At 44.0% G+C, this 24926-nt stretch carries 21 protein-coding genes, 2 tRNA genes and 1 rRNA gene; 18 read left to right on the top strand and 6 right to left on the bottom strand.

What is annotated here, in order from left to right:
* Positions 1 to 36 precede the first annotated feature (36 nt).
* The gene (locus tag H8Z79_RS08265) at positions 37 to 942 is read right to left on the bottom strand and encodes a helix-turn-helix domain-containing protein (RefSeq protein WP_187002802.1); all 906 of its coding nucleotides are present in this window, start codon (positions 940 to 942) and stop codon (positions 37 to 39) included.
* 261 nt (positions 943 to 1203) lie between these two features.
* On the opposite strand from H8Z79_RS08265, the gene H8Z79_RS08260 reads away from it, so the two are divergent.
* Together H8Z79_RS08260 and H8Z79_RS08255 are read left to right on the top strand one after the other, a co-directional pair.
* A complete protein-coding gene (locus tag H8Z79_RS08260; RefSeq protein WP_015543396.1) occupies positions 1204 to 2133 on the top strand; it encodes a sugar phosphate nucleotidyltransferase in 930 nt (309 codons plus the stop codon).
* A complete protein-coding gene (locus H8Z79_RS08255; protein ID WP_187002801.1) occupies positions 2134 to 3237 on the top strand; it encodes a phosphotransferase enzyme family protein in 1104 nt (367 codons plus the stop codon). It begins immediately after the preceding gene.
* A 68-nt stretch (positions 3238 to 3305) separates the two neighbouring features.
* On the opposite strand, the gene H8Z79_RS08250 is transcribed toward H8Z79_RS08255, so the two are convergent.
* The 3 genes from H8Z79_RS08250 to H8Z79_RS08240 all read right to left on the bottom strand — a co-directional run bounded on the left by H8Z79_RS08250 (position 3306) and on the right by H8Z79_RS08240 (position 6374).
* Positions 3306 to 4154, bottom strand: a complete 849-nt coding sequence (locus H8Z79_RS08250) for a carbohydrate ABC transporter permease (RefSeq protein WP_015543397.1) — start codon at positions 4152 to 4154, stop codon at positions 3306 to 3308.
* Positions 4154 to 5038: a carbohydrate ABC transporter permease gene (locus H8Z79_RS08245; protein WP_015543398.1), complete on the bottom strand. Its 885-nt coding sequence runs from the start codon at positions 5036 to 5038 to the stop codon at positions 4154 to 4156. The genes H8Z79_RS08250 and H8Z79_RS08245 overlap by 1 nt, the downstream gene beginning before the upstream one ends.
* Positions 5039 to 5135: 97 nt before the next feature.
* A complete protein-coding gene (locus H8Z79_RS08240) occupies positions 5136 to 6374 on the bottom strand; it encodes an ABC transporter substrate-binding protein (protein WP_187002800.1) in 1239 nt (412 codons plus the stop codon).
* 377 nt (positions 6375 to 6751) lie between these two features.
* On the opposite strand from H8Z79_RS08240, the gene galE reads away from it, so the two are divergent.
* Positions 6752 to 7768 carry a UDP-glucose 4-epimerase GalE gene (gene galE / locus H8Z79_RS08235; protein WP_118049172.1) on the top strand — a complete coding sequence of 339 codons (1017 nt, stop codon included), beginning with the start codon at positions 6752 to 6754 and terminating at the stop codon, positions 7766 to 7768.
* Positions 7769 to 7899: 131 nt separating this feature from the next.
* On the opposite strand, the gene H8Z79_RS08230 is transcribed toward galE, so the two are convergent.
* On the bottom strand, positions 7900 to 9378 hold the full coding sequence (locus H8Z79_RS08230; RefSeq protein ID WP_015543401.1) for a DUF1846 domain-containing protein: 1479 nt from the start codon (positions 9376 to 9378) through the stop codon (positions 7900 to 7902).
* 221 nt (positions 9379 to 9599) lie between these two features.
* On the opposite strand from H8Z79_RS08230, the gene ftsH reads away from it, so the two are divergent.
* The 6 genes from ftsH (at position 9600) to H8Z79_RS08200 (ending at position 19059) form a co-directional block, all read left to right on the top strand.
* Positions 9600 to 11705, top strand: a complete 2106-nt coding sequence (gene ftsH, locus H8Z79_RS08225; RefSeq protein ID WP_015543402.1) for an ATP-dependent zinc metalloprotease FtsH — start codon at positions 9600 to 9602, stop codon at positions 11703 to 11705.
* A 1-nt stretch (position 11706) separates the two neighbouring features.
* Positions 11707 to 13557, top strand: coding sequence for an excinuclease ABC subunit UvrC (gene uvrC, locus H8Z79_RS08220; RefSeq protein ID WP_187002799.1), 1851 nt, complete (start codon positions 11707 to 11709; stop codon positions 13555 to 13557).
* 25 nt (positions 13558 to 13582) lie between these two features.
* Entirely contained in the window at positions 13583 to 14515 is a 933-nt protein-coding gene (gene hprK / locus H8Z79_RS08215) for an HPr(Ser) kinase/phosphatase (protein WP_015543404.1), read from the top strand.
* Positions 14516 to 14568: 53 nt separating this feature from the next.
* Positions 14569 to 15504, top strand: coding sequence for an ROK family glucokinase (locus H8Z79_RS08210; protein WP_187002798.1), 936 nt, complete (start codon positions 14569 to 14571; stop codon positions 15502 to 15504).
* A gap of 209 nt (positions 15505 to 15713) precedes the next feature.
* Positions 15714 to 18404 carry a transglycosylase domain-containing protein gene (locus tag H8Z79_RS08205; RefSeq protein WP_118039149.1) on the top strand — a complete coding sequence of 897 codons (2691 nt, stop codon included), beginning with the start codon at positions 15714 to 15716 and terminating at the stop codon, positions 18402 to 18404.
* Positions 18379 to 19059, top strand: a complete 681-nt coding sequence (locus H8Z79_RS08200) for a YigZ family protein (protein ID WP_118039150.1) — start codon at positions 18379 to 18381, stop codon at positions 19057 to 19059. Before H8Z79_RS08205 ends, H8Z79_RS08200 begins: the two co-directional genes overlap by 26 nt.
* 111 nt (positions 19060 to 19170) lie before the next feature.
* On the opposite strand, the gene H8Z79_RS08195 is transcribed toward H8Z79_RS08200, so the two are convergent.
* Positions 19171 to 19695, bottom strand: coding sequence for a peptidylprolyl isomerase (locus H8Z79_RS08195; RefSeq protein ID WP_015543407.1), 525 nt, complete (start codon positions 19693 to 19695; stop codon positions 19171 to 19173).
* 97 nt (positions 19696 to 19792) lie between these two features.
* On the opposite strand from H8Z79_RS08195, the gene tsaE reads away from it, so the two are divergent.
* From tsaE to H8Z79_RS08150, 9 genes are all read left to right on the top strand, one after another.
* Positions 19793 to 20218 carry a tRNA (adenosine(37)-N6)-threonylcarbamoyltransferase complex ATPase subunit type 1 TsaE gene (tsaE, locus tag H8Z79_RS08190; protein ID WP_015543408.1) on the top strand — a complete coding sequence of 142 codons (426 nt, stop codon included), beginning with the start codon at positions 19793 to 19795 and terminating at the stop codon, positions 20216 to 20218.
* Positions 20219 to 20265: 47 nt separating this feature from the next.
* A complete protein-coding gene (tsaB, locus tag H8Z79_RS08185) occupies positions 20266 to 20988 on the top strand; it encodes a tRNA (adenosine(37)-N6)-threonylcarbamoyltransferase complex dimerization subunit type 1 TsaB (protein WP_015543409.1) in 723 nt (240 codons plus the stop codon).
* Positions 20985 to 21419 carry a ribosomal protein S18-alanine N-acetyltransferase gene (gene rimI, locus H8Z79_RS08180; protein WP_015543410.1) on the top strand — a complete coding sequence of 145 codons (435 nt, stop codon included), beginning with the start codon at positions 20985 to 20987 and terminating at the stop codon, positions 21417 to 21419. Before tsaB ends, rimI begins: the two co-directional genes overlap by 4 nt.
* 17 nt (positions 21420 to 21436) lie before the next feature.
* Positions 21437 to 22348, top strand: a complete 912-nt coding sequence (locus H8Z79_RS08175; protein WP_015543411.1) for a ribonuclease Z — start codon at positions 21437 to 21439, stop codon at positions 22346 to 22348.
* 12 nt (positions 22349 to 22360) lie between these two features.
* On the top strand, positions 22361 to 23380 hold the full coding sequence (gene tsaD, locus H8Z79_RS08170) for a tRNA (adenosine(37)-N6)-threonylcarbamoyltransferase complex transferase subunit TsaD (protein WP_118039151.1): 1020 nt from the start codon (positions 22361 to 22363) through the stop codon (positions 23378 to 23380).
* 21 nt (positions 23381 to 23401) lie between these two features.
* Positions 23402 to 24106 carry a 2-C-methyl-D-erythritol 4-phosphate cytidylyltransferase gene (gene ispD, locus H8Z79_RS08165; protein ID WP_118039152.1) on the top strand — a complete coding sequence of 235 codons (705 nt, stop codon included), beginning with the start codon at positions 23402 to 23404 and terminating at the stop codon, positions 24104 to 24106.
* A gap of 85 nt (positions 24107 to 24191) precedes the next feature.
* Positions 24192 to 24277: transfer RNA gene (locus H8Z79_RS08160), tRNA-Ser, on the top strand.
* A gap of 105 nt (positions 24278 to 24382) precedes the next feature.
* A tRNA-Ser gene (locus tag H8Z79_RS08155) sits at positions 24383 to 24472 on the top strand.
* 231 nt (positions 24473 to 24703) lie between these two features.
* Positions 24704 to 24926 (top strand): 16S ribosomal RNA (locus H8Z79_RS08150); the annotation flags it as partial.

The following is a 24926-nucleotide window of genomic DNA, read 5'->3' as shown; positions in this document are numbered from 1 at the left end:
GCGGACTTTATATTCTATAGTTTTATATCCCTGCGATCAGGAATGACGCTGTGGAAGTTCAGATATAGCTTTGATGGATGTGGCATATTCCGTAGGAGTCATTCTGGACAGTTTTTTGAACTGTCTTGAAAAATAATGAATTGACGAATATCCCAGAAAATCGGAAATCTGGGTAAAATTCATATCGTTTTCACGGATAAGCTGTTTGGCAAAGTCGATTTTCATGCGTGAAAAAAATTCAATTACACCACATTGATACTGATCGCGAAAAAGCTTCTGAAGTTGTGAACGGCCGATCATATTGCTTTTTGAGATTTCATCGATCGTCATGGATTCCCGGATATGCTGTTCGAGATAATGAATGATATTGCGGCAGGTTTCAGAAGTGGACTGACAGGAATCATAGATACCGGCAGAGGCAGAATAATGGGCCATTGTGTAGCGTCGGATAACATGGATCAGCAGTTCTTCAAGATACAAAGTCAAAAGCTTCTGTGCGCCAAAAGGAATATCGTCTTTTTTTTCCATTTTTTCCAGACAGGGATTATCGAGAGGCGAAACAAAACAGTTTCGTGCCTCTGCAATGATGCGCCCGAGGATGCCACATTCAGTGTCTGAAAATTCAAGAACTTTATTTTCAAAAAAATTCATGCAGGGTGAATCACAGGAAAAAGAAATTACGATGATGTTTGGTGCGGTTCTGCCGGCGGCTTTCAGTGTATGAAATTCGTTCGGTCGATGAAAAATTACCTGACTGCGGTTCAGTATATGACTTCCGTTATCGGTCACAATTTCTGCAGAACCTTTATCCACACACTGAAATTCCCAGAAGTTATGACGTTCACCTGAAAAGTAAAAATCATTCTGGTATTCGTAGTAGTGGATCGTGTATATTTTTTCTATGGAAAGCTCTGAATCCAGATGTACGCTCTGATAAGCCACGAAAAAACATCCTTTCTGAACAGAATTTGTGGTTTTTGAATATTGTTTCTAAATATTATAGTAATAAAATTGTGGTAAATAGTCAAATGATATGCTTAAATGTATAAAAAAAGAATGAAATTGTGCAAATACTATTTATAATTAAAACGTCATCATAATGAAGGAACATTCAGATAAGGATTGTATATAAAAAGAAATTATTGTATTATGATGTTTTGTGTTGTACCATAAATCCAGTTGGAAAAAACAGGAGGAGAAATGATGAAGAAACCAGTTTTAGTAGTTATGGCTGCAGGAATGGGAAGTCGTTACGGCGGATTAAAACAGATCGATCCGATTGACAAAGAAGGCCATATCATCATGGATTTTTCTATCTATGATGCAGTGAGAGCAGGATTTGAAAAAGTTGTATTTATTATAAAGAGAGAAAATGAAGAAGCGTTCCGTGAAGCAATCGGAGACCGTCTGAGCAAACAGATCGAGGTTGCTTATGTATTCCAGGAGCTTACAAATATTCCGGAGGGATATTCTGTACCGGAAGGCAGAGTAAAACCATGGGGTACCGGACATGCGGTGTTAAGCTGTATTGATGAGATTGGCGGGCCATTTGCAGTAATCAATGCGGATGATTATTATGGTGTGCATGCATTTAAGATGGCATATGATTTCCTGACTTCCGAAGAGAAAGATAACGATGTATATCATTATATGATGGTAGGATACAGACTGGAAAATACACTGACAGAGAATGGTCACGTGGCACGAGGAGTCTGTGTGACAGATGAAGAAGGCCATCTGATCAAGATCAATGAGCGTACACATATCGAGAAGCATGATGGTGGTACTGCTTATACAGAAGATGATGGAAAGACATGGACGATGCTTCCGCAGGGCAGCATTGTTTCTATGAATATGTGGGGATTTTCAAACAGTATTTTACAGGAACTGAAAGCACGTTTCCGTCCGTTTCTGGATGATGCGATTGCAAATAATCCGATGAAGGGCGAATATTTCCTTCCGTTTGTTGTAGATGAACTTCTGCAGGAAAAGAAAGCAACTGTCAAGGTGCTGAAATCCGAAGACAAATGGTATGGTGTAACTTATAAAGAAGATAAACCAATGGTGATGGATGCAATCCAGAATCTGAAAGATCAGGGACTGTATCCGCAGAAACTGTGGGAGGAAGCATAAGTGGAAATAAACGAAAAAGTACAGGAAGCGATTGATGGATTTAAGCTTCCGGGAGAACTGAATGAATGTGTTGTTTATGGAAACGGACACATTAACGATACTTACCGCCTGACATATGAGATTCCAAACGGAACAAAGAGATATATTCTGCAGCGGATGAGCAAAAGCATTTTTAAAGATCCTGTCGGACTGATGGAAAATATTGGAGGCGTCACTTCATGGCTTCGCAAAAAGATCATCGCAAATGGCGGAGATCCGGAGAGAGAGACGCTTACGATCGTAAAGAGTCAGGAGAACCTTCCGTATTTCAGAGACTCCAAAGGTGAGTACTGGAGAGTTTACCTTTTTATTGAGGGCGCGACTTCTTATGATGCTGTAAAAGATGATAATGATTTCTACCAGAGTGCTGTTTCTTTCGGACACTTCCAGAGACTTCTGGCTGATTATCCGGCTGAGACATTGCATGAGACGATCAAAGATTTTCACAATACACCGGATCGTCTGGAAAAATTCAAAAAAGCAGTCAGAGAAGATGTCTGCGGAAGAGCTGCTTCTGTACAGAAAGAAATCAACTTCATTCTCGAGAGAGAAGAACTGACACATGCTTTATATGATTTACAGCAGGAAGGTAAGCTGCCGCTTCGTGTTACACACAATGATACAAAGCTTAACAATATCATGATCGATGATGAGACCGGAAAAGGTATCTGTGTAATCGAGCTGGATACAGTTATGCCGGGACTTGCAGCGCACGATTTTGGTGATTCTGTCCGTTTTGGCGCAAGTACTGCGGCAGAAGATGAAAAAGATCTGTCGAAAGTATCCTGCGATCTTCATTTATTTGAAGTATATGCAAAAGGCTTTATTGAGGGCTGTGGCGGTGCGCTGACAGATCTGGAGATTGAGACACTTCCGCTGGGTGCGATACTTATGACATTCGAAAACGGAATCCGTTTCCTTACCGACTATCTGGAGGGAGATCATTATTTTAAGATCCATCGTGAAGGACATAATCTGGATCGCTGCAGAACACAGCTGACACTGGTAAAAGATATGCAGGAAAAACTTCCGCAGATGAACGAGATCATAAAGAAATACCAATAATACATTAAAGAGCAATAAAAAAGCTTCGAAACTTTCCTGGTTTCGAAGCTTTTTTGATGTCATAAGATTTAGCCTTTGACACCGCCGGATGTAAGTCCGCCGACCAGATGTTTCTCGATCAGGACAAACAGGATGATGACCGGTACTGTTGCGAACAGAGAAGATGCAAACAGATACTGCCATTCTACCATGTTATATCCGTTGAAGATGGTAATGCCGACAGTCAGCGGTTTGAGAACATCTGTTGAGATCAGTGTCAGGGCAACGGTATATTCGTTCCATGCATTGATGAATACGAAGATCAGTGCAGTTACGATTCCCGGTGCAGCTACAGGCAGAAGAATGCGGATCAGAGCAGACACTTTGCCACAGCCGTCAACAGTTGCTGCCTGTTCCATTTCCGGAGAAATGGAGATGAAAGTACCGCGCAGAAGCCAGATCGCAAAGGCCTGGTTAAATGCTGCGTTGATAAATACAAGACCTACAAGACTGTCAGTCATTCCGAAGGTAGACATGATCTTGTAAATACCGACCAGAAGGACAACCGGTGCAAACATCTGGGAGATGATAACGATTCCCAGAAAGATTTTTTTGCCTTTGAATTTCATTCGTGCAAGTGCATAAGCAGCAGGAATGCCACATATGATCGCAATCAGGGTAGAACCGCCGGCAACGATCAGGGAGTTAATGAAATATCTGGAAAGCGGTGCCAGCGTCCAGATATCTTTGAAGTTCTGCCAGAGCCAGTGGATCGGAAGTAAGGTTCCGTCGGTAGAATAGATTTCTGCACGGCTTTTGGCTGCAGTTGTAAACATAACAAAATATGGATACAGGGTTACAAGTACGACCAGAATCACAAAAAGGTAAAGAAGAACACGGAGAATGACATGTTTTGTGCCGCGTGTATGATTATTCATTATTCTTCCTCCTTTCTGAGTGAAACGACCATATAAATGGATGCGCACAGACACAGGATCAGGAAACCGATCACGGATACTGCTGCTGCCTCACCGGATTTTCCTTTATAAAAGGCAAGTTTATAAAGGTATGTAACAAGAGTATCCGTACGGCTTGCCGGGTCACCCTTGGTTATTGTCCAGATAATAGGGAATGAGTTGAATACATAAATGATATTCAGCACAGTACTTACAGTCAGGGAGGATTTTACCAGCGGAAGAGTGATCTTGAAAAGTTTCTGCCAGTAGTTTGCTCCGTCGACAGTTGCTGCCTCGTAGTAGGAATTATCAATGCTCTGCAGTCCGGAAAGTACGCAGAAAGTTACAAACGGTACGGTAACAAAGATACCTACAAAAATTTCCCATGCAAAATATGCCTGAGGAGTCGGCGTCCAGTTAACAGGACTGGAAATCAGACCGATTTTCATTAAAAGGGTGTTTAATGCACCGTAGTCTTTATCAATGATGAATTTCCAGACACCTGCCTGAATGATCAGGGAAGTCGCCCATGGAAATACAACGATTGCACGAACCGCTTTACGGCAGCGGAATTTGTTGTTCAGTACAAGGGCGAGGATGAAGCCGAAGACAGTGGAGATTACAACAACGGCAACAGTCCATACGATTGTATTGTGTAATACAAGTTTGAAGGTAGAACCTCTGAGAACTTTGGTAAAGTTGTCAAGTCCGCAGAAGCCCTTGATAAGGCCGGCTTTACTTACCTCACTCATAGAAGTACGGAAAACTTCAAAGATCGGAAAGAGGATAAAGACCGTCATAAGCAGGATGCTGGGGAGGAGCCAGAGATAAGGCTCTACAGCAGCAAAAGGTTTCTTTTTTTTCATATTTTACACCACCAGATTATTTAGTTCAGACACAAGCGGGAGCCGGTCACTAAAGTTCCGGCTCCCGGTTAAGTTGCATTCAGTTCATAATATGCGATCAGCCTGCGATATCAGCCTGAAGATCGTCAAGGAGTGTCTGCACATCATCACCGAGAAGTGCGTTCTGCTCTACTTCGATAACACCCTGTTTTACGTCTGCCCATTCTGTCTTTGTTGCCGGATAGAAGTTGCAGCTCTGAAGGATGTCGATCCAGGATGCGAATGTGTCATCGTCTTTTGCAAGAAGATCAGCAGCTGTCTGTGTGGTAGGAAGGAATCCTTCGTATACCATGTAATCTGCATAACGTTCGTCATCATAGAAGAAGTCGAAGAATTTGGTGATGGCAGCTGTACGGGCATCCTGATCCTCTGCAGAATCATCCTTGAATACTTCGAGACGGTCACAAACACCCATAGCTACGGATTCGCAGCCTTCGTTAGCCGGGATAGTAGTTACATCGTAGTTGATGTCATATCCGCCGTCGGAAAGATAAGTCGGAATGTTGTTTGGTCCGATCATCATTGCAACTTTGCTTGCACCGAACATATCCTGAAGGTCATAACGTGTTTCGTTAGCCGGATCGGAGTTGGTGTAGCCGTCGTTTACAAGACCGACTGCAAAATTCAGAGCTTCTACATTCTTTTCGCTGTTCAGAGCCCAGTCACCGTTTTCATCAACGAATCCGCCGCCGTTGTTCCATGTGTAGTAGGAGAATGCAGCCTGACCTTCGTCAGTTGTCATATCAATACCCCATGGATAAACGTCGTCGCCGAATTTATCTTTGATCTTCTGTGCAGTTTCCTGAATCTCTGCCCATGTAGTCGGAACAGATGCACCTGCTTCATCAAGGATGTCCTTGTTGTAGAAGAGTGCACGACAGGATGCGAGAATCGGTAATGCATATACAGTATCATCGATGGTACTTGCGTCCCAGAATGCCGGGAAGAATTTGGACTGGAGATCTTCAGATGCATATTCGGTAGCCGGCATCAGCAGATCGTCAGCAACATAGTCTGCAAGAACGTCGATGTTCAGGATGTCAGGTGCATTGTTGTTTGCAACAAGTGTATTTACTTTTGTATAAAGATCATTCCATGAAACAATCTCTATATTCAGATCAACATCAGGATTTTCTGCTTCAAAATCTTTTTCGAACTGAGACCACCATGCCTGTGTCTGGGTACCATACTGGCTGATGATGACATCAAGAGTAGTTTTGCTGTCTGCTGCGAGAACAGGCTGAGCCATAGATGCTGTCATTGCCAGTACCATTGCTAATGCGAGTTTACGTTTCATAGATAAGTCCTCCCTTTTGTTTGTGATAACTGACGGAGTCGTCAGTTGTCTGTCGTGTCCGCGATTGCGCGGATGTAATGTATCAATTATATCGTTTACACAGAATAGTGTCAACAAAAATGAATAAAAAATGGATGAAATAATAAAAAAAATGATATATTTTGCATAAAAATATGGTATAACAGAATGCTCAGACATGAAAAATCGGAATTATAAGCTGCAAAATAAAAGGAGATCACCGAAATGCTTAATAGTAAAATCTGATGGAGTTTTAGTAAAATATGAGGGAGAAACGGGGAAAATATTGTGAAAAAAAAAGATTAGTGCTACAATGACTGCGAAAACAGAAACAGAGTAAACGTCAGGAGGAGAAAATCATGGCAATTTTAGTAACAGGCGGAGCAGGTTTCATCGGAAGTCATACAGTAGTGGAGCTGCAGAGCGCAGGATATGAAGTCGTAGTGCTGGATAATCTCAGTAACTCCAGCGAAAAGAGTCTTGAGAGAGTGCAGCAGATCACTGGGAAACCGGTGAAATTTTATAAAACAGATATTCTTGACAGAGAAGGCCTGAATGAAGTCTTCGAAAAAGAGCAGATTGATTCCTGTATTCATTTTGCAGGATTGAAGGCAGTCGGCGAATCTGTAGCAAAACCATGGGAATATTATGAAAACAATATTGCAGGTACACTTACACTTGTAGATGTGATGAGAAAACATGGTGTCAAAAATATTATTTTCTCCTCTTCAGCAACTGTATATGGAGATCCGGCAATTATTCCGATCACAGAAGAGTGCCCGAAAGGACAGTGCACCAACCCTTATGGATGGACAAAATCCATGCTGGAGCAGATCCTTACCGATATCCAGAAAGCAGATCCGGAATGGAATGTGGTACTTCTTCGTTACTTCAACCCGATTGGTGCTCATAAGAGTGGCCTGATCGGTGAAAATCCGAACGGTATCCCGAACAACCTGATGCCATATATTACACAGGTAGCAGTTGGCAAACTGAAAGAACTCGGCGTATTCGGAAATGACTATGACACACCGGACGGAACAGGTGTCAGAGATTATATCCATGTCGTAGACCTTGCAAAAGGCCATGTAAAAGCGGTTAAGAAACTGGAAGACAATTCAGGCTTAAGTATTTACAATCTTGGTACAGGTAAAGGGTACAGCGTATTGGATATCGTTAAGAACTTTGAAGCAGCTACAGGCATAAAGATTCCTTATTCTATCAAACCACGCCGTGCAGGTGATGTAGCTACATGCTACTCTGATGCAACAAAAGCCAAAAAAGAACTTGGCTGGGAAGCAGAATATGGCATCAAAGACATGTGCGCAGATTCCTGGAACTTCCAGCAGAAGAACCCGAACGGTTACGAAGACTAACGTACCGACAGTTGTATTACCAATAATTATATAAGGATACATAAAAATCCCGATGGATGTATGTCCATCGGGATTTTGCATAGTGCGCCCGGCGGCGCATGTTTCGGATTACTGATAACAAGATTTGATGTTTAGTGGTATTTCTTTTCTTTTTCAAATTTCGGCTCGCAGGTCAGCTCGATGCCGAGTTTGCGGAACTCCCAGATGTCTACGGAAGAGAGCATGACAGAAGTGTGCGCCTGACAGCCCTTCAGTGAACGGAGCTGTTCTAATGCCTGCCTTGCTTCCGGATTGCTGGCTGCGCTGACAGAGAGTGCAATCAGAGTTTCATCTGTATGCAGACGAGGGTTTTTGCTTCCGAGGTATTTGGTCTTTAACTCCTGAATCGGGTGGATTGCTTCAGGGGAGATCACATGATGTTCGTGATCGATTCCTGCAAGTTCTTTCAGTGCGTTCAGAAGAAGTGCGGAAGATGCGCCGAGCAGATCTGATGTTTTGCCATAAATGATACGTCCGTCCGGAAGTTCAAGAGCAGCAGCAGGAGCTTCTGTTTCCAGTTCTTTCTGAAGGCTTGCCGGTACGACTCTGCGGTCTTCGAGAGAAGCGTGTGCCTGTTTCAGAAGAAGCTCGATCTTGCGAACTTCATCTTCTTTGCCTGTGCCGGTAAGAAGAGCGGCACAGCTCTTATAATAACGGCGGATGATCTCCTGACGGGATGCCTCACAGCATGCTTCGTCATCAATAATGCAGTTTCCTGCCATATTGACACCCATATCTGTAGGAGATTTGTACGGGCATTCGCCCATGATCTTTTCGAACATTGCCTGAAGAACAGGGAAGATTTCTACATCACGGTTGTAGTTTACCGTTGTTTCACCATAAGCTTCCAGATGGAACGGGTCGATCATATTGACGTCATTTAAGTCTGCGGTAGCGGCTTCATATGCCAGATTGACCGGATGCTTCAGCGGGATATTCCAGATAGGGAAAGTTTCGAATTTGGCATAGCCGGCAGCAACACCACGTTTGTATTCATGATAGAGCTGTGAGAGGCAGGTCGCCATTTTTCCGCTTCCCGGTCCCGGAGCGGTGATGATTACGAGTGGTCTTGTTGTTTCGATGTATTCGTTTTTGCCGTATCCTTCATCACTTACGATGTGCGGGATATTGCTTGGATATCCGGGAATACTGTAGTGGAAGTATACTTTTTTACCGAGTTTTTCGAGACGCTTTTTGAAAAGGTCAGCACTTTCCTGACCTGCGTATCTTGTGATACACACGCTTCCTACATAAAGACCGCGTTCGGTAAACTCATCAATAAGACGGAGAACATCTTCGTCATAAGTGATGCCCAGGTCACCGCGCATTTTGTTTTTGTCGATGTCTGCAGCACTGATAACAATGACGATCTCAGCCTGATCACTGAGCTGCATAAGCATACGGAGCTTGCTGTCCGGTTCAAATCCCGGAAGAACACGGGAAGCGTGGTAATCGTCAAAAAGCTTTCCGCCGAATTCAAGATACAGTTTGTTGTCAAATTTGCTGATGCGGTCGCGAATATGCTCAGACTGCATCTTCAGATACTTTTGGTTGTCAAATCCTGTTTTCATTTATCGTTTTCCTTTCCCATCACATTTAGCCGGAATATAATTTTCCGGCTATCACGTTGATAGTATACTACAGTTGCTGTTCACAGGCAATATCCTTGCGGGGTGTTTTGCCATGAATATGGCAAAATCCCGAATCATACAGGGCAAACATTCACAGTTTTCCAGTTGATTTATACAAGAAATCTCTTTATAATATAAAAGATAATAAGAGGAGGACAAGAATGAACAATCACATGGATAACCGGCCGGATGGAAACCGTCCGAATCGAAACAATCCCGGAAATCAGGGACCGAATAAAAACCGCCAGTCAATCCTGGCTTTTTTGATTTGTCTGCTGATTTCGCTGGTATGCTTGAGCTTTGTGACAGATATGATGAGTGACAAGTCCAGTGAGATCACGTATGATAAATTTATTGAGATGGTAGATAAGGACCAGGTAAAAGAAGTTACGCTTCAGTCGGGAGTACTGACCGTTGTACCGAAGATCCAGAAATCATATTACCAGAATGCAAGTTATAAAGTAAATCAGATGGAAGATGTCGATGCTCTGACGAAACGTCTGGAAGGAACCGGAATTGTTTTTCATTATGAACAGCCTGACGCGATGGGCGAATTTGTTTCAACAATGATCAGTGTACTGCTTCCGACAGTAGTTTTGTTCTTTATGCTGATGTTCCTTATGCGGCGAATGAACAAGGGCGGCAGCGGAATTATGGGTGTCGGTAAGAGCCGCGCAAAAGCTTATATTCAGAAAGAAACCGGTGTGACTTTCAAGAATGTTGCCGGACAGGAAGAAGCGAAGGAGTCACTGCAGGAAGTTGTTGATTTTCTGCATAATCCGGGCAAATATACTGCAATCGGTGCCAAGCTTCCGAAAGGAGCGCTTCTTGTGGGACCTCCGGGAACAGGTAAGACCCTTCTTGCAAAAGCAGTGGCAGGCGAAGCAAATGTACCATTTTTTTCTCTGTCAGGCTCCGAGTTTGTTGAGATGTTTGTCGGTGTCGGTGCATCTCGAGTAAGAGATCTGTTTGAAGAAGCAAAGAAAAATGCACCGTGTATTGTATTTATTGATGAGATCGATGCCATTGGTAAGAGTCGTGATTCCAGATATGGCGGTGGCAATGATGAGCGTGAACAGACACTGAACCAGCTTCTTGCAGAGATGGATGGATTTGACACGTCCAAGGGTCTTTTGATCCTTGCGGCAACTAACCGTCCGGAAGTTCTGGACCCGGCACTTCTGCGTCCGGGAAGGTTTGACAGACGCATCATCGTAGATCGTCCGGATCTCAAAGGGCGTGTCGAGATTCTAAAAGTACATGCCAAAGATGTCATGCTGGATGAAACGGTTGATCTGGAAGCAATTGCGCTTGCAACTTCCGGAGCAGTCGGTTCCGATCTTGCCAATATGATCAATGAAGCTGCAATTCTTGCAGTTAAAAACGGCAGAAGAGCCGTTTCACAGAAAGATCTTCAGGAATCTGTTGAGGTTGTTCTTGTCGGTAAAGAAAAGAAAGACCGTATTTTAAGTCCGCAGGAGAGAAGAATTGTTTCCTATCATGAAGTCGGACATGCACTTGTCAATGCGCTGCAGAAAGATGCCGAGCCGGTACAGAAGATCACAATCGTTCCGAGAACGATGGGAGCTCTCGGCTATGTTATGCAGGTACCGGAAGAAGAAAAATACCTCAACACCCAGAAAGAACTGGAGGCAATGCTTGTGGGATATCTGGGCGGCCGTGCAGCAGAGGAAATCGTGTTTGATACGGTAACTACCGGTGCGGCAAATGATATCGAGCAGGCTACTAAGGTAGCGCGTGCGATGATCACACAGTATGGTATGTCTCAGAAATTCGGTCTGATGGGACTGGCAACACAGGAAAATCAGTATCTGTCAGGAAGAGCTGTGCTCAACTGTGGCGATGATACAGCAACTGAGATTGACCATGAAGTTATGCAGCTTCTTCATTATTCTTATGAGGAGGCAAAGCGACTTCTTAACGAACACAGAGAAGCACTGGATAAGATTGCCGGTTATCTGATCAGCAGAGAGACTATCACCGGTAAGGAATTTATGAAGATCTTCCGCGCAGTTGAGAAGGGACTTGAGATTCCGGAAAATCTGGATGATCTTCCGGATGAAGATGTGAAGGCAGAAGAGAAGTCTGAAGAAAAAACTGAGATGAAGACAGAGAATATAGAAGCTGTCCGGGATCCGGAAGTTACAGGCGTGCAGGAGGAAACATTGAATACCGGTGATGCAACTATATCGGATGATGTAGTTGCTGACGAAACAGACAATCACGTATCTGACTCTGAGGAGTAGTATGTTCCAGATTGAAGAAGAGTTAAAGAAGCTTCCCGCGAACCCGGGTGTTTATCTGATGCACGATGAGCGGGATGAGATCATCTATGTGGGCAAGGCAATCAGTCTGAAAAACCGTGTGCGGCAGTATTTTCAGAGCAGCCGCAACAAAGGTGCGAAGATTGAGCAGATGGTTACTCACATAGCCAGATTTGAATACATCATTACTGATTCCGAACTGGAAGCACTTGTTCTGGAAAGCAACCTGATCAAGGAACACCGTCCGAAGTACAATACCATGCTGAAAGATGACAAAAGTTATCCTTTCATCAAGGTAACGGTACAGGAGGCTTATCCGAGAGTGCTATTTGCCAGACGGATGAAGAAGGATAAGAATCGATATTTTGGTCCTTATACCAGTGGCGGGGCTGTCAAAGATGTCATAGAGCTGGTTCGAAAGCTTTATCAGGTACGCTCCTGCAACCGCAATCTTCCGAGAGACTGTGGCAAAGACCGGCCGTGCCTGTATTATCATATGAAACAGTGCATGGGACCATGTACCGGGCATGCAGACCAGCGTGTCTATAAAGAAAATATCCAGAAAGTACTGGCTTTTTTGAATGGTGATTTTCAGGATACGATCGATCAGCTTACTGAGAAGATGCAGAAAGCATCGGACGAGATGCGTTTTGAGGATGCTGCGGAAGCACGTGATCTGATACGCAGCATCCAGAAGATCGGTGAAAGGCAGAAAATCACTTCCTACGGAGAAGAAGACAGAGACATCATTGCCTGTGATATGGACGAAAGTTTGGATCTGCGGGAACAGGATGCTGTTGTTCAGGTGTTCTTTATGCGTGATGGCAGGCTGATAGGCAGAGATCATTTTTATCTGCGGGTTGCCAGAGGAGATACACGTTCACAGGTGCTTTCAAGTTTTGTAAAACAGTTTTATGCAGGCACTCCGTTTATTCCGGGAGAGATTACACTGCAGACGGAAATCGAAGATGCAGAAATAATCGAAGAATGGCTGACTTCCAGAAGAAAGCAGAAGGTTCGTATTGTGGTACCAAAGAAAGGCACAAAAGAAAAGCTTGTGGAACTTGCGTGGGAAAATGCCCGCATGGTACTCGAAAAAGACCGTGAACGTATTCGGAGAGAAGAAGGACGCACGATCGGAGCCGTGCATGAAGTAGAAGATTGGCTCGGCATGAAAGGACTCGATCGTATGGAGGCATTTGATATCTCGAATATCAGCGGTTTTGAGTCGGTAGGATCGATGGTCGTTTATGAGAAAGGCAAGCCGAAGAAAAGTGACTATCGTAAATTCCGTATTCAATCTGTACAGGGGCCGAATGATTATGCCAGCATGGAAGAAGTACTGACCAGGCGCTTTACGCATGAGAGTAATGGAGAATTTGACAGCTTTGCGAAAATGCCGGATCTGCTTTTGATGGATGGAGGCCGGGGACAGGTAAACATTGCTCTTGGTGTCCTTGATAAACTGGGGATACAGATTCCTGTCTGTGGCATGGTAAAGGATGACCACCACCGTACGAGAGGATTATACTTTAACAATATAGAAATACCGATCGATACAAACAGCGAGGGATTTCGGCTGATCACCAGGATTCAGGATGAAGCCCATCGCTTTGCGATAGAATATCACCGGTCACTGCGAAGCAAAGAACAGGTGCACTCGATACTGGATGACATTCCGGGAATCGGTGAGCGCAGACGGAAAGCACTGATGCGCCGGTACCGCTCCATAGAGGGTATTCGGGATGCGTCTGTAGAAGAACTGGCAGAAACCGAATCCATGAATATGGGAAGCGCAAAACAGGTGTATGATTTTTTTCACCCGAATAAATAAACATTACATTAAAGGAGAAGACATTATGAAAGGTGTATTGATGACAAAGATGGTACAGGAGCTGAATCTTACAAATCTGACTCCTGAGATTGACCTGTCTGATATGAGAATCATGACAGCAGAGATCAACCGACCGGCATTGCAGCTTACCGGATATCTGGAACATTTTGCAAATGAGCGTGTTCAGATTATCGGATATGTAGAATATACGTATCTGATGCAGCTCAGTGATGAGAAGCGTATGATGAAATATGAGCGTTTTATTTCCAGTAAGATTCCGTGCGTTATTTTCAGCACCATGACAAAGCCGTCTCAGGATATGATCGACATGGCGATCAAATATAATGTACCGACATTTGTGACAGAGAGGACAACATCCAGTCTTATGGCTGAGATCATCCGCTGGCTTGGTGTACAGCTTGCACCATGTATCTCCATTCATGGTGTACTTGTCGATGTTTATGGTGAAGGAATCCTGATTACAGGTGAGAGCGGAATCGGCAAGAGCGAGGCCGCTCTGGAACTGATCAAGCGTGGTCATCGTCTTGTAAGTGATGATGTCGTAGAACTTCGTAAAGTCAGTGACGTTACTCTGGTCGGATCGGCACCGGATATTACCCGTCATTTTATTGAACTTCGTGGTATCGGTATCATTGATGTCAAGACATTGTTTGGTGTAGAGAGTGTTAAGGATACACAGTCTGTTGACCTTGTTATCAAACTTGAAGAGTGGGATCGGGACAAAGAATATGACCGGCTTGGACTTCATGAAGAATATACCGAATATCTTGGAAACAAAATTGTCTGCCATTCTCTGCCAATCAGACCGGGACGTAACCTTGCAGTTATTGTAGAGTCTGCTGCTGTCAACCACAGACAGAAGAAGATGGGATACAATGCGGCAGAAGAACTGTACAAACGTGTACAGGCAAATATTGCAAAGAAGCGTGAAAGTTGATAAAGCAGCAGGCTGCTTTAACATAACAAACAACAGGGAAAGGTGGAAGAAAGATGAGTTCATATTGCTTCGGAATTGATGTAGGAGGTACAACTGTAAAATGTGGTCTTTTCCAGACAGACGGTACTCTGGTAGACAAATGGGAAATTCCTACAAGAACAGAGAATAAAGGAGAGAACATTCTTCCGGATGTTGCAAATGCAATCAATCTCAAACTCGAAGAAAAGAAAATCGATAAAGCAGATGTAGAAGGTGTGGGAATCGGCATCCCGGGACCGATCAATTCAAAAGGCGAGGCTGCATGTGCAGTGAATCTTTACTGGGGATTTACTCCGGTTGCGCAGATCCTTCATGACCTTACAGGACTGAAAGCAAAGGCAGGAAACGATGCAAACGTAGCCGCACTTGGTGAGGCATGGAAAGGTGCAGCGGCCGGAGCGCAGAATGTGATTCTTGTAACACTTGGAACAGGTGTCGGCGGCGGCATCATCATAGACGGAAAAATCGTAGCCGGAGCGCATGGTGCAGGCGGAGAAATCGGTCATGTTACAGTGGTACAGGATGAAAAAGAAGCATGTAACTGTGGAAATAAAGGCTGCCTGGAGCAGTATGCATCTGCAACAGGAATCGTCCGTGTGGCAGGAAGAATGCTGGCGGCATCTGAGGAAGACAGTACTCTGAGAGGTCTTCAGAATATTACAGCAAAAGATGTTCTCGATGCGTTTAAGGCAGGAGATACACTTGCAGGACGTATTATGGAATGTGTAGGAGGTTTGCTCGGAAGCGCTATCGCGGGATTTGCGGCAGTTGTTGATCCGGAAGCAATCGTAATCGGTGGAGGAGTGTCAAAAGCCGGACAGCCGCTGATCGACTGTATTCAGAAACACTACATAAGACATGCATTCCCATCCTGCAAGGAGACCCCTGTTAAGCTTGCGACACTTGGAAATGATGCCGGAATTTATGGCGCGGCAAAGATGGTTCTCTGAAAAATACATATTTAAAGATCAGAAGATTTTTACAGAAAGAGGGATTCCAGAATTTGGAATCCCTCTTTTGAGCTGGATTACAGACTTTTGGATGTAAAAGAGTATAATAGTTTCAGAAATATATTTTTGCAATTGTGAAGTTTTTAATTGGGGCTTTATTTACGATTTTTTATTTGCTATAATAGAACGGACTATAAAGGAGGAAAACCATGAATTACGGAAAAAAATCAGTCTCAAAAAAGCGAAATTCGCTGATTTCCCGTACTGCCATGATGGGCAAAAGAGCCCATGTGTCGCTGATCAGAGTTCTTTTTGTGGTATTGATCACGATCTGTGTGGTGATTGGCTGTACCGGAATTGGAGCTTTTCGGGGAATCATAGATAATGCTCCTGATGTAAATGACATTGATATTTCACCACTGGGTTATGCGACATTCTTATATGATGGAGATGGCAATCAGCTTCGCAAGCTGACGGCACCGAGTTCGAATCGACTTCCTGTATCTATTGATCAGATTCCGGTGGATCTTCAACATGCGGTTGTTGCAATCGAGGATGAACGTTTTTATGAGCATAATGGTATCGACGTAAGAGGTATTCTCCGTGCTTTTGTAAAGAACCTTTCCTCTGGAAATCTTTCAGAAGGTGCAAGTACGATTACACAGCAGCTTTTGAAGAATAATGTATTTACAAACTGGACGCAGGAGTCTACATGGCTTGAGCGTTTTACACGTAAGATTCAGGAACAGTATCTGGCTGTTGAAATCGAGAAAAAGATTAACAACAAAAATGTCATTCTTGAAAATTATCTTAATACGATCAACCTCGGAGCCGGAACATATGGTGTACAGGCAGCCGCTCGCAAATACTTTAATAAGGATGTCTGGGATCTGAATCTGTCAGAATGCACGACACTGGCAGGTATTACACAGAACCCGACACAGTACAATCCGATTGAGCATCCGGAGGCAAATGCAAAGAGACGTAAAGAAGTCCTGGATCATATGATCGATCAGGGATATATCACACAGGAACAATATGATCAGGTAATTAATGATGATATTTATTCAGAAATTCAGGCAGCGCAGGTGCTGAATGAAGAGACGGATAATACTGTATATTCCTATTTCGAAGATGAACTGATTGATCAGGTAATTAATGATCTGATGAATATCAAGGGCTATACCCGTACACAGGCACAGAACCTTGTTTACAGTGGTGGCCTGAGTATTTATACGACACAGGATGCTTCTATTCAGAAGATCCTGGATGAAGAATATGCAGATCCGTCCAATTATCCGGATTACGTACAGTATGCGTTGGATTATGCACTCACTGTTCAGAATCCGGATGGAGAAGAAGTGAACTACAGCAAAGAGATGCTTCGTCTGTATTTCCAGAATGAAGATCCGGAATTTGACCTTCTGTTCGATTCTCAGGAAGAAGGACAAAGCTATGTTGACCGATACAAAGAGCATGTTCTTGCTGATGGAAGTACTGTTGTTTCTGAACGAGTAAGCTTTGCACCGCAGCCACAGTCTTCTATGAGTATCATTGATCAGCACACCGGTTATGTAAAGGCGATCATCGGCGGACGTGGAGAAAAGACCGCGAGTCTGACATTGAACCGTGCAACAGATACGACAAGACAGCCGGGATCAACCTTTAAGATTCTGTCTACCTATGCACCGGCTCTCAATGAGAAGGGCATGACGCTGGCAACAACGTTCGAGGATGAACCATACAATTATCCGGATGGATCACCGGTAAATAATGCTTCCAAGAGTTATGGCGGAACGACAACGATACGTCGGGCTATCCAGAATTCCATCAACGTTGTAGCGGTCAAGTGCCTCGAAGAAGTAACGCCGGAGCTTGGACTTCAGTATCTGGATAATTTTGGGTTTACAACACTGGCACATGGTACAGAAGCAGACAAAGATGCTGACGGAACTATCTGGACAGATGCAAATCTTCCGATGGCCCTGGGCGGTCTTACTCATGGTGTCACGAACGTAGAGCTTTGTGCAGCATATGCGGCAATTGCAAATAATGGTAATTATATTGAGCCGATTTATTACACTAAGATTCTTGACCACAACGGAAATGTCCTCATTGAGAAAAATTCAGCAGGAAGATCTGTTATTAAAGAAAGCACTGCATGGCTGCTGACAAGTGCAATGGAAGATGTTGTAAATCAGGGTACAGGTACTGCATGCCAGCTGGATGATATGACAGTTGCCGGTAAGACCGGTACAACAGATGCATACAATGACCTCTGGTTTGTTGGTTATACCCCATATTATACTTGTGCGGTATGGTCTGGATTTGATAACAATGAGAAACTTCCGGAGGATGCGAGGGAGTTCCATAAGAATCTCTGGAAGAAGGTCATGACCCGTATTCATGAAGGTCTCCCGGATAAAGAATTTGATATGCCGGCAAGTGTAGAGAAGATTAGTATCTGCGAGGAGACAGGATTGCTTCCGAGAGCAGGCTGTCCTGTAATTACTGAATACTTTGATATTGGTGATGTGCCGACAGATTATTGCGATCAGCATTTCTACGAATCGGACGATACGGGGGAAGAGGATACGACTGATGAAGAGACCAATGTATCACCGACTCCGGATCCAGATAATAACAGCAATAACAATGGAGGCAACACCGGAGGAGACAACACCGGAGGAGACAACACCGGAGGAGATAACACCGGAGGAGATAACACCGGAGGAGATAACACCGGAGGAGACAACACCGGAGGAGATAATACCGGAGGAGATAATACCGGAGGAGATAACACCGGAGGAGACAATGCCGGAGGAGGAGACAATACCGGAGGCGACGACGGTGGCGGTGATACCGGCGGAGGAGATGACGGTGGAAACACAGAAGAATAAACTTACAGAATACAAAACCATATATGAGGGCGGCATTGGAGAAATAACCGAAAAAAAATCTCGATTTATTGCAACGGTCCGCCCCGTTGAAACAGAAGAAGATGCGTTGGCATTTCTGGAAGAAATGAAAAAGAAATACTGGGATGCCAGACATAACTGCTATGTATATTCTGTTGGGACAAACAGAGAGTTTACCAGATGCAGTGACGACGGGGAACCGTCAGGAACTGCCGGACGTCCGATGCTGGATGTGATTCTGGGAGAAGATATCTACAATGTAGCTGTTGTAGTGACCAGATATTTCGGAGGAGTGCTTCTTGGCACAGGCGGCCTTGTGCGCGCTTATTCAAAGGCTGTGCAGGAAGGACTGGCTGCAAGCACTGTTATATTAAAACAAAAGGGAATTGTGCTGCAGATTACGACGGATTACACCGGAATCGGCAAAATTCAGTATATTGCAGGAGAACGTTCTTTGCCGATACTGGACAGTGATTACACCGATCGGGTAGTTTTGAAACTTCTGGTTCCCGTACAGGAAATCGGATGTGTCGAGAAGGCAATTACAGAAGGGACGAACGGACGGGCACAGCTCGAACAGGATGGAGAATGCTACTATTCTGTGATTGATGGTGAAGTTCAGACGTTTGATCATTAATTAAAACATAAGAAGCGCCGCAGCAATCATGAAATAAATCATGGTTTCTGCGGCGTTTTAAGTCTGTGTGAAAAACACGATTTAATCTCTTGGTTATGCACCGAAATTAAATCAGCATTTCTCCGGTTCCGGATAATCTACACCGAATGTATCAACAGTCATGGATTTGATCTGCTGCTCATCAAGCGGCCTGTCACGGAAATCTGTTTCTGTTTCGGCAATTTTGTTTACAACATCCATGCCTTCGATTACTTTGCCGAATGCAGCATAGCTTCCGTTAAGATGTGGAGCTGCTTTGTGCATGATAAAAAACTGGCTTCCGCCTGAATTTGGATGCATGGCTCTTGCCATGGAAAGAACACCAGGTGTGTGTGCGAGGTCATTTGCAACACCGTTCTGTGTAAATTCACCTTTGATGCTGTAGCCAGGACCACCCATTCCGGTTCCATCCGGACATCCGCCCTGGATCATAAAGCCGTTGATGACACGATGGAAGATCAGGCCATCATAGAAGCCTTTTTTGACAAGACTGATAAAATTGTTTACTGTATTCGGTGCGATTTCCGGATAAAGCTCTGCTTTCATTACATCACCATTTTCCATGGTAATGGTTACGATCGGGTTTGCATTTGCCATAATCATAGTCTCCTTTTGCAAAAAGTATTGTTTTTCTTTGTGGGCTCTATTATAATATGCAAAGAACAATTCTGCAAGGAAAAAGGTGATTGGTAAAATGGTGACAGAGACAAGAAGCCCTGAAGAAACATATGAATTAGGTAAAAAAATCGGTCAGCAGGCAAGACCCGGACAGGTATATACGCTGACCGGAGATCTGGGAGTGGGGAAGACCGTATTTACACAGGGCGTTGCGGCAGGACTCGGGATTACAGAGCCGGTAAGCAGCCCGACATTTACAATTGTACAGATCTATGAGGAGGGGCGTCTGCCATTTTATCATTTTGATGTATACCGGATCGGAGATATCGAAGAAATGGAAGAAATCGGATATGACGATTATTTCTTTGGCGAAGGTATCTGTCTGATCGAGTGGGCAGAACTGATTGAGGAGATTTTGCCGAAAGACAGAATTTCCATTACAATAGAAAAGAATCTTGCACAGGGATTTGACTATCGACGGATTACTGTGGAAGGTTTGTAAGGAATTTTATCTGTTTTATCCGGACAGATGAAAAGAGGAGATAAGATATGAAGATTTTAGGACTTGACAGCTCCGGAATCGTGGCATCTGTTGCAATTGTAGAGGACGATGTACTGATTGCGGAATATACAGTCAATTACAAAAAAACACATTCTCAGACATTGCTGCCGATGCTGGATGAAATCGCAAAAATGACAGAGCTTGATCTGAATAGTATTGATGCGATTGCAGTAGCAGCAGGACCAGGCTCTTTTACCGGACTGCGAATCGGCTCAGCAACAGCGAAAGGACTCGGACTTGCCTTAAAGAAACCGCTGATCGCCATTCCTACTGTAGAGGGACTGGCATACAATCTGTATGATATACCGGGGCTGATCTGCCCGATTATGGATGCGCGTCGTAAACAGGTGTATACAGGTATTTATCGCTTTACAGATCATCAGCTGAAGGTGGTGGAAGATCAGATGGCAGTATCTATGGAAACTGTGATCGAGAAGCTGAATCAGTATGGAGAAGCGGTAACATTCCTTGGCGATGGAGTACCGGTCTTCCACGAGTTTATTGCAGAAAAAATGACAGTGCCGTATTCTTTTGCACCGGCACATGTAAACAAACAGAGAGCGGCTGCTGTAGCGGCGCTTGGCGAGATCTATTATCGTCAGGGAAAAACAGAAACGGCAATGGAACATGTTCCGGATTATCTACGTGTATCGCAGGCTGAAAGAGAGCGTGCAGAGCGGGAGGCGGCAAAAGCCGACGCTAATTCATGACGTTTCGTGAAATGTCAGTAGAGGATCTGGAGCAGGTAGTCGAGATAGAAAAAGCCCTTTTTTCTGATCCATGGACGAAAGAAGGTTTTTTTACATTTCTGACAAAAGAAAATACCATGTTTTTTGTGGTTGAAGAAAAAGAAAAGATTCTTGCCTATTGCAGTATGCAGACAGTTCTGGATGAAGGCGATATTCTGAATGTTGCTGTCCGTTCGGACAGACAAAAAGAAGGTATCGGATATTTTCTTGTGGACAGTATGCTTAAGATGGCAGAAATGAGCGGAATTCATATTGTGCATCTTGAAGTGCGGGAAGGCAACGGAACGGCAAGAAGACTGTACGAAAGACTTGGATTTAAAGAAGATGGACTTCGCAGGGATTATTATACTGATCCTACCGAAAATGCAGTTTTAATGACAAAAATGCAGTAAATGCAGGAGTGGAAAATATGTTGGATTTATGTTTGCTTGGCTGTGGTGGTATGATGCCGCTCCCGAAGCGCTGGCTGACTGCGCTTATGACCCGTTACAATGGGAGCAGTCTGCTGATCGACTGTGGAGAGGGAACACAGGTTGCAATTAAAGAAAAAGGATGGAGTTTCAAGCCAATCGATGTGATTTGTTTTACACATTATCATGGAGATCATATCAGTGGGCTGCCGGGGCTTCTTCTTACTATGGGAAATGCAGATCGGACGGAACCGCTTACGCTTGTCGGCCCTAAAGGACTGGAGCGAGTAGTAAATGCACTTCGTGTGATTGCGCCGGAGCTCCCTTTTGAGATCAAATTTATAGAAGTAACAAAACCATTTGAAGTTCTGGAACTCAATGGATATCGTATCAATGCATTTCGTGTGAATCACAATGTGATCTGTTATGGCTATACGATTGAGATTCTGCGTCAGGGCAAATTCTCACCGGAACGGGCCAGAGAGCAGGAAATTCCGCTGAAATACTGGAATCCTCTTCAGAAAGGCCGGACAATAGAAGCAGATGGCGTAGTATATACACCGGATATGGTTCTGGGACCGGACCGAAAGGGGATTAAGGTAACTTACACGACGGATACGCGGCCGACGGAATCTATTTTACGTAATGCTGTAAACTCAGATCTGTTCATCTGTGAGGGAATGTACGGAGAAGAAGATAAAATCGAAAAAGCAAAAGGTTATAAGCATATGACATTCCGGGAGGCGGCGACACTTGCAAAAGACGCAGGAGTGAAAGAACTCTGGCTGACGCATTACAGTCCGTCGCTGATTCGCCCGGATGAGTACATGGATATGGTACGTGGCATTTTCCCGAATGCATGGCCGGGTAAAGACGGAAAAAGTGTTGAGTTGAATTTTGAAGAAGAATAGAGGAGCCATATAATGAAAGATACGTTGATTCTGGCAATAGAAAGTTCATGTGATGAGACAGCGGCTTCTGTAGTAAAAAACGGAAGGACGATTCTGTCAAATGTCATATCATCGCAGATCGAGCTTCATAAGCTTTATGGAGGCGTTGTACCTGAAATTGCCTCCCGTAAACATATAGAAAAAGTAAATCAGGTAATTGAAGAGGCATTAAAAGATGCAGATGTCACGCTGGATGATCTGGATGCTATAGGTGTTACTTATGGACCAGGTTTGGTTGGTGCACTGCTGGTTGGTGTGGCAGAGGCAAAAGCAATTGCATACGCTAAGAAACTTCCTCTGGTGGGGGTGCATCATATCGAAGGACACGTTTCTGCAAACTATATCGAGCATCCGGATCTGGAACCACCGTTCCTCTGTTTGATCGTGTCAGGGGGACACACACATCTTGTAATTGTCAAAGATTATGGGGAATTTGAAATTCTCGGACGCACACGTGATGATGCGGCGGGAGAGGCTTTTGACAAAGTTGCACGCGCAATCGGACTGGGCTATCCGGGTGGACCGAAAATTGACAAGCTTTCAAAAGAGGGAAATTCGGAGGCTATTGTATTTCCGCGTGCAAAAATCGGTGATTGTCCGTATGATTTCAGCTTCAGCGGTGTGAAATCAGCTGTCCTGAATTATATCAACCAGGCGCAAATGAAAGGCGAAGAAGTAAACCGTGCAGATCTTGCGGCTTCTTTCCAGAAAGCAGTAGTAGATGTTCTTGTGGAGCATACGATGCTTGCAGCAAAAGATTACAGCATGGATAAAATCGCAATTGCGGGTGGAGTTGCGTCCAATGGAACGCTTCGCGCGGCAATGGAAAAAGCATGTGCGCAAAATGGTTATAAGTTTTATCGTCCGTCTCCGATCTTCTGTACAGATAATGCAGCAATGATTGGTGTGGCGGCATACTATGAATATATGAAAGGAACCCGTCATGGATGGGATCTCAATGCTGTGCCGAATTTAAAACTCGGTGAACGTTAAATGATATCAGGAGGTTCTGAAATGAAAGAAAAAATTACGGCAATCGTTCTGGCAGCAGGACAGGGGAAGCGTATGCACAGTAAGGTTCAGAAGCAGTTTCTGGAAATTCAGGATCATCCTATATTGTATTATTCACTGAGATGCTTTCAGGACAGTCTGCTGATTGACGACATCATTCTTGTGACAGGAAATGATATGATTTCCTATTGTAAGAATGAAATCGTGGATCGCTATTCTTTTACAAAAGTATCAATTGTCATTGCCGGTGGTAAAGAACGCTATGATTCTGTCTATCAGGGTCTCCTTGCCTGTACAGATACAGATTATGTGTTTATACATGACGGAGCACGTCCGTTTATTACAGAAGAGATTCTTGAACGGGGGCTTGCAGGTGTAAGAGAGACAGGCGCGTGTGTAGTGGGGATGCCATCAAAAGATACGGTCAAACTGTCTGATGAGGATGGATTTGTCGGAATGACTCCGGAACGCAAACAGGTCTGGACAATACAGACGCCGCAGATATTTTCTTATGATCTTATACGAAAAGCACATGAAAGTATTCGAAAGAAAGATATGAGTACGATTACAGATGATGCTATGGTTGTGGAACAGGAAAGTGGAGTAAAAGTCCGCCTCGTAGAGGGGTCTTATCATAATATAAAGATCACAACACCGGAGGATCTGGACGTAGCAGAGGTGTTTTTAAAAAAGATTAAAAAAATGTAAAATTATGTATTGACAGTAAAAAGATTTGATGATAGAATACATCTTGCGTCTGGCAAAGAGACGACGAACACTGAAAAGTGCATATGGAGAGATATCGAAGTGGTCATAACGAGGCGGTCTTGAAAACCGTTTGTCCGCAAGGGCGCGTGGGTTCGAATCCCACTCTCTCCGCTGTTAAGAACAAAAATAAATTAAAATAGTTCTTGACAAACAAAAAGCAATGCAATATAATATAAAACGTTTCTGAAATAATGAAGCGATTGCGTAGGGCAATTTGGAGAAGTACCCAAGCTGGCCGAAGGGGCTCCCCTGGAAAGGGAGTAGGTCGTTAATAGCGGCGCGAGGGTTCAAATCCCTCCTTCTCCGCTCAAGTTTGAAAAAAACTTGAAAAAAGTACTTGACACATCGAAAAGGATGTGGTAAAGTAAACAAGCTGTCTGAGAGACAGTGAGTTAAGAACCTTGATAACTAAACAGTGAAACACATACGATTCTCGAAAATTCTTTAACGAATCATCATTCAACAGAATGAACTTTTAAAAACAGTAATGACGAGAGATAACTAAGCTAGTTGGTTGTCTTGAGTACATCAAACACTTTATCAGAGAGTTTGATCCTGGCTCAGGATGAACGCTGGCGGCGTGCTTAACACATGCAAGTCGAACGGGAAACCTTTTATTGAAGCTTCGGCAGATTTAGCTGGTTTCTAGTGGCGGACGGGTGAGTAACGCGTGGGTAACCTGCCCTATACAGGGGGATAACAACCAGAAATGGTTGCTAATACCGCATAAGCGCACAGGACCGCATGGTCCGGTGTGAAA

The sequence above is a fragment of the Blautia intestinalis genome (genome assembly GCF_014297355.1).
Classification (GTDB): domain Bacteria; phylum Bacillota; class Clostridia; order Lachnospirales; family Lachnospiraceae; genus Blautia_A; species Blautia_A intestinalis.
The sequence above is the reverse complement of the archived record's forward strand: the minus strand, read 5'-3'. Positions and strand labels throughout refer to the sequence as shown.

Excerpts from the sequence above, each read along its gene's own strand:
- H8Z79_RS08205 (WP_118039149.1), top strand. The coding sequence starts at position 15,714 with ATGAATTACGGAAAAAAATCAGTCTCAAAAAAGCGAAATTCGCTGATT.
- H8Z79_RS08230 (WP_015543401.1), bottom strand. The coding sequence starts at position 9,378 with ATGAAAACAGGATTTGACAACCAAAAGTATCTGAAGATGCAGTCTGAG.
- H8Z79_RS08175 (WP_015543411.1), top strand. The coding sequence starts at position 21,437 with ATGTTGGATTTATGTTTGCTTGGCTGTGGTGGTATGATGCCGCTCCCG.
- H8Z79_RS08240 (WP_187002800.1), bottom strand. The coding sequence starts at position 6,374 with ATGAAACGTAAACTCGCATTAGCAATGGTACTGGCAATGACAGCATCT.
- H8Z79_RS08195 (WP_015543407.1), bottom strand. The coding sequence starts at position 19,695 with ATGGCAAATGCAAACCCGATCGTAACCATTACCATGGAAAATGGTGAT.
- H8Z79_RS08200 (WP_118039150.1), top strand. The coding sequence starts at position 18,379 with ATGACGGTGGAAACACAGAAGAATAAACTTACAGAATACAAAACCATA.
- H8Z79_RS08210 (WP_187002798.1), top strand. The coding sequence starts at position 14,569 with ATGAGTTCATATTGCTTCGGAATTGATGTAGGAGGTACAACTGTAAAA.
- rimI (WP_015543410.1), top strand. The coding sequence starts at position 20,985 with ATGACGTTTCGTGAAATGTCAGTAGAGGATCTGGAGCAGGTAGTCGAG.
- H8Z79_RS08245 (WP_015543398.1), bottom strand. The coding sequence starts at position 5,038 with ATGAAAAAAAAGAAACCTTTTGCTGCTGTAGAGCCTTATCTCTGGCTC.
- galE (WP_118049172.1), top strand. The coding sequence starts at position 6,752 with ATGGCAATTTTAGTAACAGGCGGAGCAGGTTTCATCGGAAGTCATACA.
- tsaB (WP_015543409.1), top strand. The coding sequence starts at position 20,266 with ATGAAGATTTTAGGACTTGACAGCTCCGGAATCGTGGCATCTGTTGCA.
- ispD (WP_118039152.1), top strand. The coding sequence starts at position 23,402 with ATGAAAGAAAAAATTACGGCAATCGTTCTGGCAGCAGGACAGGGGAAG.
- uvrC (WP_187002799.1), top strand. The coding sequence starts at position 11,707 with ATGTTCCAGATTGAAGAAGAGTTAAAGAAGCTTCCCGCGAACCCGGGT.
- tsaE (WP_015543408.1), top strand. The coding sequence starts at position 19,793 with ATGGTGACAGAGACAAGAAGCCCTGAAGAAACATATGAATTAGGTAAA.
- hprK (WP_015543404.1), top strand. The coding sequence starts at position 13,583 with ATGAAAGGTGTATTGATGACAAAGATGGTACAGGAGCTGAATCTTACA.
- tsaD (WP_118039151.1), top strand. The coding sequence starts at position 22,361 with ATGAAAGATACGTTGATTCTGGCAATAGAAAGTTCATGTGATGAGACA.
- H8Z79_RS08260 (WP_015543396.1), top strand. The coding sequence starts at position 1,204 with ATGAAGAAACCAGTTTTAGTAGTTATGGCTGCAGGAATGGGAAGTCGT.
- ftsH (WP_015543402.1), top strand. The coding sequence starts at position 9,600 with ATGAACAATCACATGGATAACCGGCCGGATGGAAACCGTCCGAATCGA.
- H8Z79_RS08250 (WP_015543397.1), bottom strand. The coding sequence starts at position 4,154 with ATGAATAATCATACACGCGGCACAAAACATGTCATTCTCCGTGTTCTT.